Annotated in this window: 19 protein-coding genes and 1 riboswitch; of the genes, 3 read left to right on the forward strand and 16 right to left on the reverse strand. The window is 41.3% G+C overall.

Features of this window, described 5'->3' with window-relative positions:
* Positions 1-36 precede the first annotated feature (36 nt).
* The 3 genes from alr to acpS form a co-directional block, all read right to left on the reverse strand.
* Positions 37-1,218 (reverse strand): alanine racemase, encoded by a 1,182-nt coding sequence (gene alr / locus M2369_RS08620; RefSeq protein WP_056703459.1) that lies wholly within the window; start codon positions 1,216-1,218, stop codon positions 37-39.
* Positions 1,219-1,353: 135 nt separating this feature from the next.
* The gene (locus tag M2369_RS08625) at positions 1,354-2,370 is read right to left on the reverse strand and encodes an outer membrane lipoprotein-sorting protein (RefSeq protein ID WP_007496489.1); all 1,017 of its coding nucleotides are present in this window, start codon (positions 2,368-2,370) and stop codon (positions 1,354-1,356) included.
* 160 nt (positions 2,371-2,530) lie between these two features.
* Positions 2,531-2,896 (reverse strand): holo-ACP synthase, encoded by a 366-nt coding sequence (gene acpS, locus M2369_RS08630; RefSeq protein WP_017366663.1) that lies wholly within the window; start codon positions 2,894-2,896, stop codon positions 2,531-2,533.
* A 94-nt stretch (positions 2,897-2,990) separates the two neighbouring features.
* Here acpS and M2369_RS08635 point away from each other — a divergent pair, with 94 nt between their 5' ends.
* On the forward strand, positions 2,991-3,596 hold the full coding sequence (locus tag M2369_RS08635) for a rhomboid family intramembrane serine protease (protein ID WP_007496491.1): 606 nt from the start codon (positions 2,991-2,993) through the stop codon (positions 3,594-3,596).
* Positions 3,597-3,652: 56 nt separating this feature from the next.
* Here M2369_RS08635 and M2369_RS08640 read toward each other — a convergent pair whose 3' ends face one another.
* The 7 genes from M2369_RS08640 to M2369_RS08670 all read right to left on the reverse strand — a co-directional run bounded on the left by M2369_RS08640 (position 3,653) and on the right by M2369_RS08670 (position 11,099).
* Entirely contained in the window at positions 3,653-5,149 is a 1,497-nt protein-coding gene (locus tag M2369_RS08640) for a PH domain-containing protein (RefSeq protein WP_056703462.1), read from the reverse strand.
* Positions 5,139-5,618, reverse strand: coding sequence for a PH domain-containing protein (locus tag M2369_RS08645; RefSeq protein ID WP_008346922.1), 480 nt, complete (start codon positions 5,616-5,618; stop codon positions 5,139-5,141). The genes M2369_RS08640 and M2369_RS08645 overlap by 11 nt, the downstream gene beginning before the upstream one ends.
* A 110-nt stretch (positions 5,619-5,728) precedes the next feature.
* Positions 5,729-7,219, reverse strand: a complete 1,491-nt coding sequence (cshA, locus tag M2369_RS08650) for a degradosome RNA helicase CshA (protein ID WP_041507152.1) — start codon at positions 7,217-7,219, stop codon at positions 5,729-5,731.
* A gap of 166 nt (positions 7,220-7,385) precedes the next feature.
* Positions 7,386-7,724: an avidin-fold protein gene (locus tag M2369_RS08655; protein WP_045035110.1), complete on the reverse strand. Its 339-nt coding sequence runs from the start codon at positions 7,722-7,724 to the stop codon at positions 7,386-7,388.
* A 127-nt stretch (positions 7,725-7,851) separates the two neighbouring features.
* Positions 7,852-8,544, reverse strand: a complete 693-nt coding sequence (locus M2369_RS08660) for an alpha/beta hydrolase (RefSeq protein WP_045035109.1) — start codon at positions 8,542-8,544, stop codon at positions 7,852-7,854.
* A 26-nt stretch (positions 8,545-8,570) separates the two neighbouring features.
* On the reverse strand, positions 8,571-9,935 hold the full coding sequence (locus M2369_RS08665) for a UDP-N-acetylmuramoyl-tripeptide--D-alanyl-D-alanine ligase (protein WP_073415657.1): 1,365 nt from the start codon (positions 9,933-9,935) through the stop codon (positions 8,571-8,573).
* A gap of 81 nt (positions 9,936-10,016) precedes the next feature.
* Positions 10,017-11,099, reverse strand: a complete 1,083-nt coding sequence (locus M2369_RS08670) for a D-alanine--D-alanine ligase (RefSeq protein ID WP_259253982.1) — start codon at positions 11,097-11,099, stop codon at positions 10,017-10,019.
* 184 nt (positions 11,100-11,283) lie between these two features.
* Between M2369_RS08670 and M2369_RS08675 the strand changes: the two genes are divergently transcribed.
* Together M2369_RS08675 and fbpB are read left to right on the forward strand one after the other, a co-directional pair.
* Positions 11,284-11,604: a thioredoxin family protein gene (locus M2369_RS08675; protein WP_008346934.1), complete on the forward strand. Its 321-nt coding sequence runs from the start codon at positions 11,284-11,286 to the stop codon at positions 11,602-11,604.
* Between the two features lie 339 nt (positions 11,605-11,943).
* Positions 11,944-12,093: a Fur-regulated basic protein FbpB gene (gene fbpB, locus M2369_RS08680; RefSeq protein WP_017366658.1), complete on the forward strand. Its 150-nt coding sequence runs from the start codon at positions 11,944-11,946 to the stop codon at positions 12,091-12,093.
* Between the two features lie 98 nt (positions 12,094-12,191).
* On the opposite strand, the gene M2369_RS08685 is transcribed toward fbpB, so the two are convergent.
* The 6 genes from M2369_RS08685 to dctP all read right to left on the reverse strand — a co-directional run bounded on the left by M2369_RS08685 (position 12,192) and on the right by dctP (position 18,658).
* A complete protein-coding gene (locus tag M2369_RS08685; RefSeq protein ID WP_017366657.1) occupies positions 12,192-12,527 on the reverse strand; it encodes a hypothetical protein in 336 nt (111 codons plus the stop codon).
* A 117-nt stretch (positions 12,528-12,644) separates the two neighbouring features.
* A complete protein-coding gene (locus M2369_RS08690; protein ID WP_024720482.1) occupies positions 12,645-13,412 on the reverse strand; it encodes an ABC transporter permease in 768 nt (255 codons plus the stop codon).
* A complete protein-coding gene (locus M2369_RS08695) occupies positions 13,390-14,316 on the reverse strand; it encodes an ABC transporter ATP-binding protein (protein WP_259253987.1) in 927 nt (308 codons plus the stop codon). The genes M2369_RS08690 and M2369_RS08695 overlap by 23 nt, the downstream gene beginning before the upstream one ends.
* A 324-nt stretch (positions 14,317-14,640) precedes the next feature.
* A complete protein-coding gene (locus M2369_RS08700) occupies positions 14,641-15,882 on the reverse strand; it encodes a dicarboxylate/amino acid:cation symporter (RefSeq protein ID WP_251185575.1) in 1,242 nt (413 codons plus the stop codon).
* Between the two features lie 77 nt (positions 15,883-15,959).
* Positions 15,960-16,094: riboswitch (cyclic di-AMP (ydaO/yuaA leader) on the reverse strand.
* Between the two features lie 63 nt (positions 16,095-16,157).
* Positions 16,158-17,180 carry an AI-2E family transporter gene (locus tag M2369_RS08705; RefSeq protein WP_007496515.1) on the reverse strand — a complete coding sequence of 341 codons (1,023 nt, stop codon included), beginning with the start codon at positions 17,178-17,180 and terminating at the stop codon, positions 16,158-16,160.
* Between the two features lie 209 nt (positions 17,181-17,389).
* A complete protein-coding gene (dctP, locus tag M2369_RS08710; RefSeq protein ID WP_041507155.1) occupies positions 17,390-18,658 on the reverse strand; it encodes a C4-dicarboxylate transporter DctP in 1,269 nt (422 codons plus the stop codon).
* Between the last annotated feature and the right edge of the window lie 113 nt (positions 18,659-18,771).

Raw genomic sequence — 18,771 nt, forward strand, 5'->3', positions numbered from 1 at the left:
CGATGTCAGTTTGAACATCGTTCCCGTGGATGCTGTTTATAAAAAGCTTGGCCCGCCTTGAAGCAGCGGATTACGTACATGAACCCTTTTGCCGTCCTCTATATAGACTCTTGGGACGCGGTAGCCAACAGAACATGTGACTTCGTAGTTAATGGTTTCAAGCCGCTTGGCTATTTCATCGACAGATATCTTGTCTTCGCCTTGTGTCCCGATGAGCACGACTGGCTCACCTGCCGGAATGTCCTTTTTCAAATCAACCATGAATTGATCCATACACACCCTTCCAGCAATTTTTCGGCGTTTTCCGCCAACGAGCACTTCTGTTCCGGCAAGCTTCCTGATCCAGCCGTCTGCATACCCGATTGGAATCGTACCAATCCATGTATCTTGATTCGCTGTATAAGTTGCACCATAGCTCACGCTCTCACCCTTTTGAATGGGCTTTACATGTGCAAGTTTTGTATGAAGAGATAATGCTTCTTCCAGTTGAAACGGCAATTCATCTTTGATTTCTTCCGACGGCGACAGCCCGTACATACTGATGCCAAAACGAACCATATTAAATATAGTGTCTTTAAACCTTAGACCTGCTGCACTGTTGGCGCAATGAATGAGCAGTTTGTCCGTATGAAGCGGTTGAAGCAATGTTTTAAACGTATCAACCTGCATACCGAAGTAGTTTTCATCTTTTTCATCCGCTGTCGCAAAGTGAGTAAATACGCCTTCCAGTTGTAAAAAAGAATGATCGTGGACAAGCTCTTTTACTTCGCTCACCTGCTCGATTGTTTTCACACCTAACCGATTCATGCCGCTGTCGATTTTCAAGTGGAAACGAATGGGTTGTCCCATCTGCCCTTTCATCACTTTGACGACTTCTCTTAGCCAATCGATCGAGTAAGCAGTCATGATAACGTTGTATCTAACGGCGACTTTGACATACTCTGACGGTACTGCGCCGAGCACAAGAATCGGGGCTTTGATACCTTTATTTCTTAAAGAAATGGCTTCATCTAAAAAAGCGACGGCTAATAGGTCTGCTCCTGCTTCGAGGGCAGCTCTTGCCACTTCTATATCTCCATGTCCATATGCATTGGCTTTCACAACAGCCATTAGTTGGACGCTTTGACCAATATGGTCTTTCATATGTGAAACATTATGCTTGATTGCTGATAAATTAATTTCTGCCCATGTGTCTCTATAAAAGGCGTTTGTGTCCATCCGTCACACTTCCCTATTGAATGATTCAATCCCCTCATATGATACTAAAAATCAGGAATAAAGTGAAACAAATCAAAGAAAATCAGCCCTTGTATAGGGCTGATGTTTCATTTCTAAGGCTCTCGCCTGAGGTATTTATTTAGCTGACTGGCCTTCTACACTCTTTGCAACCATCAAGAGCTCTTCCTTCGATAGATCACTTGAAGAAATCAAGTAGTCAACTCCATCAGATGTCCAAGAAAGAGATTTGTCTGTCAGAACACCCACTGTCATGCCAAGGTCGACTGGCTCGCCATTCATCGTCACAGGCGTAGACGCTTCTGCTACCCGCGCTTTTTCCTGAATAAGCGTGAAGGATTTCTTTCCGCCATACGTCATTACATACCGCTTTCCAGCATCTGTTGTCATTTCTTTCTCTTCCATTTTCTTCACGCCCTCTGGCATATCCACAGGCGTTTTCACAGCAAAGCTGTCAGATGGATCTGCACTTGTGGCAACATCCATTTGAGAAAGTGTCATATTTTTCTTTTCATCAAAGGCGTCTTTGTCAAAGGATTTGTTGAATTCAAAGTGAGAGAATTCTACTTTCACCATTGGCTTTTTATCGCTATCCAGTACTTTCACACTGGCAGGCGCCATTGTTTTTTTATGAAAGGTAATCTCTTGGGTCGGCAGCATTTGGTTGTGCTGATAGTTGGTTTTTGTTTCAAAAACGTACTTCGACTCTTTTGCTTTGAACTGAGCTGCACTGTCATTTTTAATGTCTTTCACAAGTGATTCAAATAAATACACCTGACTGCTGTTGTTCGGCCAATCGCTATGGAAGCGGAAGCTTTTGTTTAATGAAGGTGTCAGCACAAATACACCATTACCATTTCTTAAAATGACTTGACTCTGATCCTTCTTCGGATTTTCTAAGTAGACACGGTAAAGCTCCGGCTTCTTGTACCAAATTTCCACATGGTATTCCTGCGGATCATTTCCTGTCTCAATGGTCATTTTTGCTTTGGCTTTGTATGATGTCATTTCCTCTGCCTTTTTGTTTAAATCTCCAACGATATCCTGTTGAGATTTTTGACCGCATGCGGAGAGAATCAGTACAAAAAGGATCCCCGTTACAAGCAAAACAAAGCTTTTTCTCACCCTTTTCAACCCCTTCGTTAATTGTGTTAAAAGGAAGAAACCGCTTGTTTGACTTTAACAGTACGCCTCAAGAGTTAACTGCGTACCGCGAACCATCAAAGCCTGTTAGCAACTCGCCCTTCCTTATCGCACTACCCAATATATGAAGGGGGGACAAACAATATGCAGACTAGCTTGACAACCTTTCAATTAAAACTTGTGCTGCAGCATATTCTTTTGTGTGTGTAATGGATACATGAACGTAGTCTTCTTTTGTTTTCTCACTTTTGATGAGAGGTTTTCCGTTCGCATCTTTTTGTATCTCGATGTCGTGAAAGCTGACATACTGACCAATTCCCGTACCGTATGCTTTTGCAAATGCTTCCTTCGCCGCAAAACGTCCTGCCAGAAACTCCAGCTGTCTCTTTTCACTTAGTGTGCGAAAGACTTCCTGTTCACGTAAAGTCAAAATTCTTTCTGGTAAACGGGGCTGCCTGCTAAGAACTCGTGACAGCCGGCCGATCTCTACAATATCCATACCGATTCCTTTAATCATGAGGTACCTCCTATGATACTCGTACTAATTTGGATGTTCGCTTCATAAACGTGTTACTATAAACTTACCATTATCTAGTCAAAAGGGGTTTGTTATGTTTATTCGAACGGAGAGCTTTCAACAATTTATTAGATCGTATCCAATCGTAACAGCGATCCTTGCTTTGCAAATCGGCCTATGGCTTTTATTTGCAATCCCTATTCCAATGATCCAGCTTGGGCAGGACCATCTCGTTGGTTTTAATTATGGTGTTGCAGCAGGAGAATGGTGGCGGCTTTTAACGCCTATTTTTCTTCACGGAAGTCTGACACATATTCTGTTCAATTCCATGTCGCTCTTCCTATTCGCTCCAGCACTTGAGTATTTGCTTGGAAAGGTTCGATTTCTTGTGATTTATCTGGGTGCTGGATTCATTGGCAATCTCGGAACCTATTGGGTGGAGCCTTTAGAGTACGTACATGTCGGGGCTTCTGGTGCGATATTTGGTTTATTTGGCGTCTATCTTTATCTTGTCCTATTTAAACCGCATATGATGGACCGGGGTAATTCTCAGGTCATCTTAACGATTCTCGGCGTTTCTGTCATTATGACGTTCGTCAACTCGAACATCAACATCATGGCCCACTTATTTGGATTGATAGGCGGCATGATCCTAGCACCGATCACCCTATTCTTCCATTCAAAAAAACGACGCTATTAAGCTCATAAAAAATGTCGATCACTCCGTTTAACGGGAGCTGATCGACATTTTTTTGTTTAAGTTGATTGATTCGTTTCATAGGAATACCAATCGCATACACGTTCAGCATCTTCCTCTTCAAGGTGATGCACACCAAAGGAATCAAGCAAGGCAGAGGACTTCACAAAGGTGTGAATACTTGCCACCCGCCCTTTCTTTTGAAAATAGGATTGGGTCATCGTATAGTTTTGCATTCGTTTTCTTAAAACAATTCCGGTGGTCTTTCCGATACCTCTTGTCGTTAATTGAATCAGTTGATCTTTGATCACATATCCTGATTGTTTATAGGCTAAATACCCAAAGAACAAGGCAAATGGTAATGGAATCAGTGCCAAATATCCCCATGGTGGAAAACGTACAGAAAGAATTATACCTACAAGTAATGGAACAAATCCGTAAGATATCAGATAACGTTTTAGTGAACGCTTCGGCACTTTTTTCAATTCACTTTCTGGTGCCAGCTGATATTGATCTGTAAATTGCGTTAACAATTCATTGATTTTTTTCTTCCGTATGAGTGGAAATAAGACAGAAGAGGTCTCTTTTTCTGTAATGGAACCTCCTGCGCTGACAAGCATGACCGTCGCAAAACCAAATGGTTCACGCAGAATATTTTCTTTGATTTTCACTGCTTGAATTCTCGCAAGCGGAATGGTCATTTGATGCCTTTCGATGAGTCCTCTTGTGATGATGATGTCTTTCCCTTTTCGTTTTGCGTTAAAATTCGCATATTGAAGGGCTGTTACCCCAACACTAAGAATCCACGCAATCAATACGGCAATAAATATGAGAATCGCATAAATCTCAACACTCGCATGACTTAAAAAAGAGAATTGCTTGACGAATCCGTCCAAAGGCAGAATTTCATCTATTTGTGTGTAAATGGCGAGACACCCAGAAATAATGACGCCGATTCCGCTTGAAGTGGTCGCAGCCAAAAGTAGCTCTGGTATACCCATTCGGTAGGAAACACTGATTTCTTTTTCTACAGGCTGTTGCGCTGTCAGAGGATCAGGGAGATCTAAATTTTCATCATTCATTTCTTCTTGTTGCAAGCTTTTCTTCCGGTTGAAAATCGATTGCTTTAATTGCTCAGCTTCTGCTTTTGTAATGGCCGTCAGGCTCACTTCAGGTCCATCCGTCCCGCCTGCCGTTTCGATTTGCACCCGAACCAAACCGAAAATCCGCTGGAAGATGCCTTCACTTGTATTCACCGTTTGAATTCGTTCTAACGAGATATACTTTTTCTTTTTGGTGATGACACCTGATTCCACTCGAAATTCATCGTCTTCCATTCGGTAGGTGAATCGTCTCCATGCTAAAACGGTTGAAACAGCTTTCCATAAAAGAAGCACACCAAGAATGATGAACGCATAAAAACGAATACTTGAATTCGAGTTCACAAAAATAAGCACGAAAAAAGGGATGATGAAGTTTTTGATCATGGATACGGCATCTGATATAAAATCAATGAACATCGAGATTGGATGTACACGTTTTGGTTCAGACATCATCTTCCGTCACCCTTGCTAATCGAGATATGTAATCGCGAAGCTCATCTGCCTCTTCTAATTCCAGTGCCGGAATATCATGCACTGTCGCAGCAGTAGAAATTTGAACAGATGCCAACCGGTAGCGCCTTAAAAGCGGCCCTTGGGATGTATCCACATGCTGAACACGTACCATTGGCACAATGACACGTGTGACACGAATCAATCCGTGCTGTATTTCAATTTCGTTCTCAAATACTTCGTAGCGCCAGATGTGATGGCGGATTTTCGGAATGAGCCAGATTCCGAAGATGACCTGTAAAATCCACAAACCGATGAGGATGGCTCCAATCCAATATGGCCATTGAAAATAATAACTAGCTACAAATACCCCAATGATGATGAATAAGAAAATCAATGAGATAATTCCATTTTGAAGACGCCATACTTTTAATCCATTTAAGCTGATTTGACGTTGCGGCTGTTTTCTCACATTCTTCCCCCATTCTCTTACTTTTCTATCAATATATTACGAAAGAAAACCTAAAAAGTTTCATTAGACCTGTTAAAAAAAGCGAACCCTGCAAAGGATTCGCTTTTGAATTAGTTGTTATAAGATTTCTTTTGACGACGATCGTTAGAAGAACGATTGCGGTCATTTGAAGAACGCTTTTTATCACCGTAAGATGAACGGCTTTTTCCGCGATAGCCGCCTCCGCCGCCACCGTCTCTACGTTTTGAAGAGCTGCGGTTGTTACGATTGCGTTTTGAAACCATTGGTGCTTCATCTGTCAAACGAACAGGCGTTGCATCTGGCTCTTTTGTCATCATTTTGATGGCAGCCGCAACCACTGTAACAGAATCATGATCTTCTAATAATTCAGCAGCTGCTGTCATGTAGAAGTTTAAGTTGTTTTCACTGATGATTGTGCGCAGACGATCAATGGTTACTTGTTGTTGTCCTTCGATTGCCTCATCTAGTGTTGGTTCTTTCATACGATCCATTTTACGTTTAGTCGTTTGCTCGATCGCACGAAGCATATCTTTTTCACGTGGTGTGATAAATGTCATCGCCATACCTGTACGTCCAGCACGTCCAGTACGTCCAATACGGTGTACATAGCTTTCTGGATCTTGTGGCACGTCAAAGTTATACACGTGTGTTACGCCTGAAATATCAAGTCCACGTGCTGCAACGTCTGTTGCTACAAGCACATCGATTGAACCTTCTTTAAATTTACGAAGCGCAACCATACGTTTCGCTTGAGTCAAGTCACCATGAATTCCTTCAGCTGTATAACCTCTAAGGTTCAGTGCTTCAGTCAATTCGTCAACGCGGCGCTTTGTACGGCCGAAGACAATTGAAAGCTCAGGTGATTGAATGTCAAGAAGACGAGTCAATGTATCAAACTTTTTACGTTCATGGATATCCAAGTAGAACTGCTGGATGTTAGATACAGTCATTTCTTTCGCTTTTACTTTTACGTGTTCTGGGTTTGTCATGAAACGTTCTGCAATACGCTTAATTGGTGCAGGCATTGTCGCAGAGAATAAAAGTGTTTGGTGTTCACTTGGTACATTTGAAAGGATCGATTCAATGTCTTCGATGAAACCCATGTTTAGCATTTCGTCTGCTTCATCAAGCACGACTGTTTCAACATTTTGAAGACGCATTGTACGACGGTTAATGTGATCGAGTAAACGTCCTGGAGTCCCTACGATGATATGAGGATTTTTCTTGAGCGAACGGATTTGGCGACCGATATCTTGTCCACCGTAAATCGGAAGTACGCGCGCACGCTTGTCTTGGCCAATTTTGTATAGCTCTTCAGATACTTGAATCGCTAATTCTCTTGTTGGCGCAATGATAATCGCTTGGATATTTGGAGACGCTGGGTCGATTTTTTCTACAAGAGGAATACCAAACGCTGCAGTTTTTCCTGTTCCTGTTTGTGCTTGTCCAATGACATCTTTATTCTGAAGACCGAGAGGAATTGTTTCCGCTTGAATCGGTGTTGCTTCTTCAAATCCCATGCGGTTAATAGCTTTCATGAGACTTTCGCTTAATTGAAAATCTTGAAACGTTATAGTCAAATTATTCAAACTCCTTCTAATTGCTGTTTCAGTAATCTCGTGAATGATCATTAAAAACTGCCCTTTGTATGAAAGGACAGGTCCATTATATACAAAGCCCGAATTACCCTACATTATATCTTACCATTACACTATTTGTTTTTCAACAAGACAGAAATGGATATATCTACTGCTCGACAATGACCGATTCACCTTCACTTTGATCTCCGTCCATCCATTTCCACTTTTCAAACAGTTGAATTTTTCCGTTATCCAGCTGCTTAGGAGTGGAATGACATGAACCGCTTCTCATGCTGCCATCCTTACTAACATGATGATATCTAAAATGAAGTGCTCCGTCTATATTCACAGTTCCTACAAGCACGCCAGATTGAATACTGCCGCCTTGATATGTGCCCGTTAAAATATTCCCGTCCTGACGATATTGAAATACGGTTCCTTCCGATACTTCCCCATTGCTCGAATTAGACTGCGGGATAAAGGTTTTTCCGTCATATTGAAACAACCGAATCGACCACCTTTTCTTACCTATTGTAACATAGGCCTGTCACTCATTCGACAAAAATGATGCAAATTTTAACAAGTGGGATTCAATTTATATTAGTTTAGCCACATTTTAGCTTTTCTATAGATTAAATTGTTTTTTTTAGAAATTGTTCGACTTTCTCAAACAATTGCTGTGCACAAGGCTCATGACAAACGTGATGTTTACAATCAGGTAAATAGAACATTTCTTTCTGACGGGACGGGATTTTATGATAAATGAATTCTGCACTAGAAGCGGGGACGATCCCATCACTTTCACCTTGAACGATCAAGACAGGTAGATGAAGCTTTTCAAGAGAACCTTTCGTTTGCTTCACCAATTTCATAAATTCTACAGCAGCTGATAGCGGTGTACTCGTCAGCTTATGACGATATCGATCATACAATGGGTTCGTCTCAATCAAACCAGACAAGGATTCCTTCACCATCTGCCTTGTGTCTTGAATCATTTGTTTTGGGTTTACATATTTAGCAGCAGCACTTAACAGAACAAGACGGGCCACTGGATACTTCGCTGCTAAATATGAGGCAATCATCCCGCCCATAGAAAAGCCGACCAAATAAATGGTGTCACATGTTCGGTAAAGGGATAAGAGTTCTAATTCAGCGGTGGCAATCCACTCCTGATAGAGAATGCCTTTGAGCTGAAGTTCCTCCCCATGCCCCGGAAGCGTGACAGATTGTACCGTCCAATCTGTCGTCTGCTTTAAATATTCCGCAAGCGGCTCTACTTCATACGGGGCACCAGTAAAACCGTGTATACATAGACAGCCAATCACCCTGTCACCTTCTTTGCCGATCTGATTTATAGTGCAGTAATAACGTCTTCCAATCTCATGCCACGGGAAGCTTTGACCAGAACGACATCATCAGGTCCTGCCACATCCGCTAGTTTTTTCTTCAATTCTTCTTTGTCCATATAAGAAGACACGCGGTCGTCTCCAAATGCTTTCTTTGCTCCTTCAGCAATGAATGCGCCAAGACGGCCAAACGTTAAAACATGATCAATAAACTCAGGCTTGATGTACTCCCCTACTTCAAAATGATAGTTCTCTTCTTCACTGCCCATCTCCAGCATATCTCCGAGAACGAGTATGCGGTTAGCAAAGCCATCCATATCTCCTACAAGATCAATCGCTGCTTTCATCGACGTAGGACTCGCATTATACGCATCGTTGATAACCGTGATGCCCTTATCTGTTTTAAACAGTTCTAAACGCATGCCTGTCAATTTCGTTTGCATCAGCCCTTGGGCAATTTGTCTTTCATTCAGACCGAAATGCTGGCCGATTGCAATAGCTGCAAGAGCATTCTTTACATTGTGTTTCCCTAATACAGGAATGAGAAACCCTTGAGCATATCCCTCCACTTGAAATTCAGTGCCTTCAGCGAGTTGGTGGATGTGAATCACCTTGATATCACAGTCCTCTGATTCTCCAAACGTTTTTACGCTGCGTGCCAGGGCATTTGCTCTTTGGCGGAGTAAAGGCTCATCTCCTAAATAATAAAAAGTCCCATCCTCTTTTAACCCTTTTGTGATCTCACATTTTGCATCTGCAATAGCTTCTCTTGATCCTAAATCCTGCATATGAGATTCTCCAATATTCGTGATGACAGCTGCATCAGGTTCAGCGAGTTTAGATAAAAATTCGATTTCCCCTTTTGCACTCATGCCCATCTCTAGTACAGCAATCTCGGTTCCTTCTGGCATCGCAAGGATGGTCAGCGGAAGTCCAATATGATTATTAAAGTTGCCATCTGTTTTATGGACTCTGTATGTCGTTTGTAGGACAGAATGGATCATGTCTTTCGTCGTTGTTTTGCCATTACTTCCAGTAATACCGACAACTTGAGGGTTTTCCTCTTTTAAGAATGATTTCGCAAGTTGTTGGAGTGCTGTCAGAGTATCCTCTACAAGAATGACAGGTACACCGGATGGTGGGTTCGCTTCTGTTTCATTCCAAAGAACCGCTGCCGCTCCAAGCTCCACTGCTTTTGAAGCAAAAGTGTGACCGTTAAAATGTTCCCCAATAAGCGGGATAAATAGTGCGCCTTTTGATACTTTTCGTGTATCTGTTGTCACTCCGTGTATCTGTTCTTCGCCAAAAGCTTCATTCGATAATGTGCCACCAGCCATTTGGGCGACTTGTTTCACTGTACGTTTGATCATGTTTTTTCGCCTCTCTTTCTCATTTCACGTTTGAAGGAAAAGAGACACTACCTATAGGATAGTGTCTGCTTGCTTCTTACATTAAAAAGTGGTTTTAATGGTTTGTTTTTCTTGATGGCGTTCAATTGCAAGTGACACCAGCTTCTCAATCAGCTCAGGATACTCTACACCAGTATGTTTCCAAAGCAGCGGGAACATACTAAAAGGTGTGAACCCTGGCATTGTATTCACTTCATTGATCAGCACTTCGCCTTCTTCTGTTAGGAAGAAATCTGCACGTACGAGGCCAGATCCATCAATGGCTTTAAATGCCTTAATCGCCATATCGTGAATCGTCTTGTACTCTTCCTCTGTCACACTCGCAGGAATGATCAAATCTGTATCGCCATCTTCATATTTTGCTTTGTAGTCATAAAAATCTGTTTTAGGTGCAATTTCACCAACGACTGAGCATTTCAGCTCGTCATTTCCTAATACACCAATTTCAATTTCTCGTCCTACAACGCCTTCTTCCACAACAACACGACGATCATATTGGAAAGCCAAATCAAATGCTGTTTGCAGCTCTTCTTTGCTGCGGCATTTACTAATTCCGACACTTGATCCCATGTTGGCAGGTTTCACAAAACAAGGATACCCGAGAACTGCTTCTACCTGTTCTAGACTGTCTGATATGGCTTTCTCATAATCCTTTTTATTGAAGGAAAGATGCTTTGCCTGCGCAAGACCAGCTTGAGCAAACACATCTTTCATCATGACTTTATCCATACCCGCAGCAGACGCGAGAACGCCGTTACCGACATACGGGATATTCATTAGTTCAAGTAACCCTTGCATGGTCCCATCTTCACCATTTGGCCCATGTAGCAATGGAAAGACAACATCAATCTTTTCATCAGCAGATGCAGGTTGTGGAAACATGCTTTCATTTAAAGAAGTTGGTAAAAACGTCTTTGCATTTTGTTCAAATTGAAGCATTTTGACGTTTGATACTGGTTCAGTGAGTTTTTCTCCTCTTAGCCATTCGCCCTCTTCTGTAATATAAATTGGATGTATATCGAACTTCTCAGTGTTAAGTGCTTTCGTAACTGCAAGGGCTGTTTGCAGTGACACATTATGTTCGGCTGACTTTCCGCCGTAAACCAATCCTAAACTTATTTTCAATGGATACTCCCCCCACTAAAATTCATCTTTACTATCTTATCACTTTCAAGCAAAAATGCTCTAATTAATTTTTGTTGTTACGGAATTGAAATGATTTGTAAAGGTTGTAAGCGCCCCCCGAGCATTTGTATGTCATTCGCCTTTATTTTATATTAAAATGACATTGAAAAGGAGTTGTGACAAATTGAAAAAAATTACAAGCACTGAACAATTCAACGAAATCATTCAATCAGACAAAGAGGTCATCGTTAAATTCTTTGCGACATGGTGCCCTGATTGCACTAGAATGGACATGTTCATTCCAGACATCTTAGAGGCTTATGCTCAGAATGAATGGTTTGAAATAAACAAAGACGACTTTCCTGAGTTAGCGGAAACGTATCAGGTCATGGGAATTCCTAGCCTGTTAATTTTCAAAAATGGCGAAAAAACAGGTCATTTACACAGCGCCAACGCTAAATCACCTGAAGAAGTAACAGAGTTTCTTCAAGAACACGTTTCATAACTCATTTGAATGGAGACATCAGCCAACTCATGCTGGTGTCTTTTTTTATATCCTTTTAAATCAAATCTCTTCATAAGACGAGATGTGCGGCTAAAATGTTTCAACATCGGCAGGAATGTTTGATCCGATTTCATGACAAGGTTTGACAGCGGATTATTTCCTGGGAAAGAATTCATCGTCGATATGGATGGGAATATGTCGGTTACGTGAATTTTCTGAATTGAATCTTTACTTATGTCATTCTGCTTTGTATAATGGAGTTGCTAATTGAAAATGATTATCAATTTCATCTATGTGAAATCTTATAGAGTCCATTCTACCAAAGGAGCGTTGAGTTACATGTCTAAGAAGAAAATCAAAACGTATCAGCAATTGATTGAAGAAAACAAGGAAGCGATCATGCGAGACCCTAAGATGATGGAAAGTATATACGCAACCATCGACAAAAAGCACCAGAAGCAGCTTGCCGCTGCTGGACGTGAATCATAAACACAAGAAGAGCAGTCAAACAGATGGCTGCTTTTTTATTTGCCTGAAGAAAAGAAAAAGCCGATAAAATCTATTCTTCGATTTTATCGGCTTTTGTTTTAATGTGATTTCGCTACACGGTCTTGTTTCATTCCTAAATAGATGAGCATATATGTTAGATAACCCATTGTCATCGTTAAACCACCGAAGAAAAATTGTGAAAACACAGGTTCTTCAAATGTCGTAACGGCAGCAAGAACGATCCAGCTCGCATATAAATAGACCATGAACCATTTCATGTTTCTTTTAAGTGTATACAGAAAGAAAAGACCCGCTAATGAAAAGATCCCTAGCGCTAGTCTGAAATAAACAAGATGATCAAACTGGAAGGCAAAAGACACAAACGAAAACGACAACAGCAGCAAAATAGGTAAAGCCGTAATAAAATTTTTCACGATAGTGCCACCTCCATGACTCTGTCTTATTATAAGACAAAATCAGCCGGTTATCGTGAAATACAGACTCGTTTTCACAAAGATGTCACGAATTTTTCTTGTTATTTGACACAATTTTTACACATTTACATCACGCTTCCAAAAAAGGAGCCAAGCAGCACCAACAAAGAAAACAAAATGCGCCCCTACAATGAATAGTGAAAACAGAGGGCTCATGCCCTGAAAGAGCGGCGGACCTTGAAAACTGTATTGTGTGAAGTCCGTATTAGCGAAAAGTAGAATCTTCCCCCACTGATTTTCTAACAGAGACATGATCGACACTAGTGATTTCGCCGCGTATAAGACGAAAAATGAAGTCACAAGTGCAATCAGACTGTTTCTAAACAAACTTGAGCACAGAAAAGCAAAGCTTGCCATCATGACCACTTCCACCCACTGTGATCCAATCACAGCAAATGTGTGCAGAAATAACCGCCCAGTGCTTTCATCAAAATCAGTACCAAAGAAAATAAGGCCAAAAAGAAAAGCGAACACATAATAAAAAACAAACAAGTAAAGGACCATCAGCACAAGAGTGATGTATTTTGACAAGAAAATATGAAGCCTTGTCTTTGGCCGGATCAACAAGAACTTGATGGTTCTTTTTTGAAACTCTGTTGAGATCAATGTGGCGCCAATCACGACAGCGAACACTTGTAAAATAAACACAACATTCGTGGAATAAGCAAAATAGTTCGCGACTGTATCTTGCCCGCCAAGCCCGGAAATGACTCGTTTCAATGCTAGAGCCATCGTCAATTGAAAGACAACAATCAGTCCAAGTGCAATGAATGTGATCTTTTGTCTCGTGATTTTTTTATGTTCATTCTTGATGAGTTGAAGCATCTGCCGTCCCGCCTTCCGTCCATTTCATAAAGGCCTCTTCAATTGATTGTTTTTGAGGCGTCATTTCAAGTACATCAAATTCTGCTAAGACAAGCTGTTTATTCAGCTCCGGTACACGGTCTTTATTCAGTTGAACCAGCACATGCTGCTCCCTTTGTTCATATGTATATCCTTGCTTCTCTAGCCATGAAACTGCCTTTTCTACTGGCTGAATATTCATCAGCACCTGCTCTTTTCCTTCCATGTCGCGAAGGTTTGTATTGGCTTTGATCTGTCCTTTTTGGATGATGATCATGCGGTCACAAAGCTCTTCTACTTCATGCAAAAGATGTGTAGCAAATAACACAGAGACACCTTCTTCTTGTACAAGCATTTGCAAGTGCTCTCGAAACTCCTTCATTCCTGCGGGATCAAGCCCATTTGTTGGTTCATCTAAAATGAGCAGATTGGGCTTATGCAAAATGGCTTGTGCAATCCCGAGCCTTTGTTTCATCCCTAGTGAATACGTTTTGACCTTCTGGTGAATGGCGTGCTCCAGACGAACTCTTTTTACCACTTCAAGAATGCGCTCTTCTGAAACTCCATCATGCATAGACGCATACAGCTCAAGGTTTTCAAAACCTGTTAAATATGAATAAAATTCCGGATTTTCTATGATCGCCCCAACAGATGACATCGCCTTTTGATGATCATCATCTTGAGAATATCCATTCATGATGATCCGGCCGTTGTTTTTTTTCATCAAGCCAACAATCAATCGAATCAAGGTCGTTTTTCCAGACCCATTTGGTCCAAGTAAACCGACAATTTCTCCTTGCCTAATGTCCATCGAAATATGTTGTAAAATTTGATGCCGGCCAATTTGTTTATCGACGTTCTCTATGTGTAGAACAGCAGACTGCAAAGTGGTTCCTCCTTCTAATGTAAAACATATGGCGGCAGTTACGGCCGCTCATCCTGTAAAAAGTATATCACGCTAGACAAGCCGTTCCACGAAAAAAAGGGCTGGTCCAGTCAGCCCTTTCAGATTGTTGACAAAGGGCTAAAATGAACTTTATTTTAGCCCTTTGTCTTCTATTCAGCGTGATAGAAAGCCCTTGTAGTCTAGGAAGGACGAGCACTGGCACGGAGCGAATTTGACATTCGTGAGTACCAGCGCGCAGGACTGACAAAGAATGCGAGGGTTTGTCTACACGCTGAGGGCTGATCCAGTCAGCCCTTTTAAACATTACATTGATACATGAGGTGATGATGCATCTTTCTCATGTTTTTTCTCAGTTTCTGTCACAATCACTGCACACGCTGCGTCACCTGTAATATTGACAACCGTTCTTGCCATATCTAATAAACGGTCTATCCCAAGGATCAGTGCAATGCCTTCAACAGGGAGGCCGACAGAATTTAGTACCATGGCCAGCATAATCAAGCCAACTCCCGGTACACCAGCAGTCCCGATACTGGCTAATACGGCGGTTAATACAACGGTAAGCATTTGTATGAGCGTTAGCTCCACACCAAACACTTGTGCAATAAAAATAGTTGCAACCCCTTGCATAATTGCTGTGCCATCCATATTGATCGTAGCGCCTAACGGCTGCACGAAACTAGAGATCGGCTCAGGTACTTTCAATTTCTTTTGAGCGGTTTCCATTGATACGGGAAGAACAGCATTACTGCTTGATGTACTAAATGCCACGACCATTGCAGGTGAAAAGTCTTTAAAGAATGTAAAAGGATTCCGTTTTGCAAATATCGCCAATGTGGAACCATAGGTGAGAAAGAAATGAACAAGCAGCGCTACTAGAACGACTGTAAAGTACAGCCCCATGGCTTTAATGGCAGCAAGACCTTGGCTTCCAATAGCCGTCACAATTAAGCCAAATGTTCCATACGGAGCAAATTTCATGACCACGCCCACAAGGTACATCATGAGTTCATTGCCTTGTTCTAATATTTTGAGTAATCCTTCTGTTTTTTTACCTAGTACTGCAATACCTAGGCCTAAGAAAACACAGAAAACAATGATTTGCAGCATATTACCTTCAACTAGAGATTGGACTGGGTTTGTTGGAATGATGTTTAATAATGTTTCAGCTGTAGATGGTGCTTCTTGAGGTTTGTATTCTGCCCCTTTTGTATCGAATGAACCAAAAGAACCTGGTTTAATCAATAAGGCTAAAGCCATTGCAATGATAATAGCGAATGTTGTTGTCAGTAGAAAATAAGAGATGCTTTTTGCGCCGATCCTGCCAAGTTTTTTCGGATCGCCAAGGCCTGCTACACCAAGTGTGATCGAAAAGAAGACAATCGGTACAACTAACATTTTAATCAGGTTTAAGAAGATTTGACCTAGAGGTGTAAATAGATAAGGGTCTAACACTTTGAATACATTTGGAGCAAAAATGTTGAGCAGTAGTCCTGTGATTGCACCTACAATTAAAGCAATAATAATTTTCGTCGCAAGCTTCAATAAAATCTCCCCTTCCTCGTCAAAAAGGCCCACGAGAGAGTCTTCTCGTGGGCCTGCGTGTCCATACGTGTACCACTGTCTACTCTCTTCACGCTGATGAGGTTAGCTGACGGGTTAGGACGAAGAGATGTCCTTTTTTCTTAAAATAAGAAAAATTCACCCCAAAAACTTGGGTCCCCCATTCCTTTAGAAGGATTAAGCGTGTGGTAATATGATATTTTCATACTATTTATACCTTATTTTTAGAAAATTGTAAACAGGTTCATATGAACTTTTTAATTACTTTCTTCCTTATTCGTGACCTCCAAGATATCTAAGATAAACACAAAGATTGGGATGCCGATAATCAGTCCCCAAATGCCAATATAGTGTTCAGAAAAGATCAGGACAATAAACGTGAAGAAAATAGGGAGCTCTGTTTTAGCTGACATGAGCTTCGGATTTAAGAAGTAGGCTTCAATGGCATGGATGATCACAATCACCAGCACAATATATAGGACGTACATTCCGCCTCCAAGTGTATACGCAATGATGCTGAGTGGAACAAGGGAGATGACCACACCCGCTACCGGAATTAAACCTAACAAGAAGACCATGACTGCTAATCCAAATAATTGCGGGAAGCCCATAATGCCAAGCGCAATTGTCGTTAAGACACAGTTAACTGTTGCAATGATGAACTGTGCTTCAAGTACCTTACCAAATGTTCTGGAAAACTTACGTCCAAAGAAGGCAATTTCATGATAGAACACGGAGATTTTACTCGTTTTGAACTTATTCATGAATTGAATGAGGCGTTCCTTTTCGAACAGGAAGAACATGCTTAATATTAAGGACATAATGACCTGGATACTGAACGTGCTGAAATCTGTTAAGTATGTATAGAGGAAATTAAACCCTTTCTCGAAGAAAGAAGATATTTTGAAATCTCCGAACACATTGGTGACGACGTCAAAGAAGGGTAAATCTTGTGGATGATCTGCAATCTTTTTCCCTAAATGAAATAACTGTTCCACCTGTTTAGCAATGATGGGCACAAACACAAAGCCGCCAAACGTCAATCCACCAGCCAGAAGGATGTACAAAATGGTGATGACTGATTTCTGCCCTATTTTCAGGAAGCGATTTAAAAAGCCTCTTATGACCTCTTCTAACCGGTTCATTAAAAAAGTGAAAATGAAGGTCAGGAGGATTAAATTCATCATTCCTCTTAATAGATATAATGCTGTGGCTAATACTACAAATACTGAAAACCTCTTGACACCAGGTTTTTCGAACAATTTAAAAAATGCCGCCATACGTTACACACCTGCCAGGACTAAAGTCTATTTTTCGTTGGATCTCATATTCATTATATCGGATCTTTCTGTAAATTATATAACAAAAGGTCAATGAGGTCTTACGATTCGTCCTAAATTAATCAAGCTTTTATGTTTTTTCTTTTTTTACACAAGAAAAAACCGAACCCCATGTAGACATAAGGTTTCGGTTTTTGGTTGTTTTTATACTAAACAGCCTGCTTGATATTTCGCATTTCCTGAAGCGCTGTTTTACTCTTCGCTTCGTCAAATTCCCCTTCACTTTTCGCTACAACAATTGTAGCAATTCCATTTCCAATCAGGTTCGTAATCGCTCTTCCTTCACTCATGAAACGGTCGACCCCTAATAGCAGTGCAAGACCTTCTAGCGGGATAACCTGAAGTGCAGCAAGTGTAGAAGCCAGCACGATAAATCCGCTTCCTGTGACTCCAGCTGCTCCCTTTGATGTGAGCATCAGAACAAGGATAATCGTGATTTGCTGTCCGATGGATAGGTCAACCCCAAACACTTGTGCTAAGAAGACCACGGCCATGGACAAGTAGATTGAGGTTCCATCTAAGTTAAAGGAATAGCCTGTCGGAATGACAAGTCCAACGACCGACTTAGAGCACCCGTAGCGTTCCATTTTATCCATCATTCTTGGCAAGACAGATTCTGACGAACTTGTGCCAAGAACAATTAAAATTTCATCTTTGATAAAACGGAGGTAACCGATCAGGCTGAAGCCATACATTTTACAAATGATGTTCAGCACGACGAAAATAAACAGGAACATCGTCATATAAACGGAAAGCATCAGACTAGCCAGTGGTTTAATTGAAGCTAAACCGAAGTGTCCGATTGTATAAGCCATTGCTCCAAATGCCCCTAATGGTGCGGCACGCATGATGTAACCAATGATTTTAAAGAAGACAAGCGACAGTTTATCAAGCCATTCGATGATGCCTTTCCCCTTCTCGCCAAGTGCAGCGAGCGCAACACCGAATAAAATAGAGAAGAATAAGACCTGTAAAATATCTCCCTTTGCAAAGGCATCTACCATGTTAGATGGCACAATGTGTGTGACAAACTCCATCCAGTCGATACCCTGTCCCCCATTTTGGGTATATTGCGAGACATCCCCTTTTTCAAGCTTACTATAGTCAAGACCTGCTCCCGGCTTCATGATATTGACCACAAACAGTCCGATGACAAGCGCAAGCGTCGTCACAACTTCAAAATAGATAAAAGCTTTTCCCCCAACTTTTCCAACCTTTTTCATGTCCCCCATCTTGGCAATTCCAAGAACAATGGTTAAGAAAATAATGGGTGCAATGACCATTTTCACTGCATTAATAAATGTGTCACCAAGCGGCTTCATTTCTTTCCCGACGTTTGGCCAAACCATCCCAACAATGATCCCGATAATGACAGCTGCAATGACCTGAAATGTCAGGTTCTTCAATAGCCTCTTCATAAAAAATCAACTCCCTCACCCTTTGATGTAAACGCTTAACTATTATCTGTAGATAAATGATAGCGATTTCATCAAAGGCTGTGAAGCTTATGGACATATCGTACATTTTGGTC

The organism is Bacillus sp. JUb11 (genome assembly GCF_024807925.1).
GTDB classification, from domain to species: Bacteria; Bacillota; Bacilli; order Bacillales; family Bacillaceae; genus Bacillus; species Bacillus altitudinis.

Excerpts from the sequence above, each read along its gene's own strand:
- alr (WP_056703459.1), bottom strand. The coding sequence starts at position 1,218 with ATGGACACAAACGCCTTTTATAGAGACACATGGGCAGAAATTAATTTA.
- acpS (WP_017366663.1), bottom strand. The coding sequence starts at position 2,896 with ATGATTAAAGGAATCGGTATGGATATTGTAGAGATCGGCCGGCTGTCA.
- M2369_RS08635 (WP_007496491.1), top strand. The coding sequence starts at position 2,991 with ATGTTTATTCGAACGGAGAGCTTTCAACAATTTATTAGATCGTATCCA.
- M2369_RS08640 (WP_056703462.1), bottom strand. The coding sequence starts at position 5,149 with ATGATGTCTGAACCAAAACGTGTACATCCAATCTCGATGTTCATTGAT.
- M2369_RS08665 (WP_073415657.1), bottom strand. The coding sequence starts at position 9,935 with ATGATCAAACGTACAGTGAAACAAGTCGCCCAAATGGCTGGTGGCACA.
- fbpB (WP_017366658.1), top strand. The coding sequence starts at position 11,944 with ATGTCTAAGAAGAAAATCAAAACGTATCAGCAATTGATTGAAGAAAAC.
- M2369_RS08690 (WP_024720482.1), bottom strand. The coding sequence starts at position 13,412 with ATGCTTCAACTCATCAAGAATGAACATAAAAAAATCACGAGACAAAAG.
- M2369_RS08705 (WP_007496515.1), bottom strand. The coding sequence starts at position 17,180 with ATGGCGGCATTTTTTAAATTGTTCGAAAAACCTGGTGTCAAGAGGTTT.
- dctP (WP_041507155.1), bottom strand. The coding sequence starts at position 18,658 with ATGAAGAGGCTATTGAAGAACCTGACATTTCAGGTCATTGCAGCTGTC.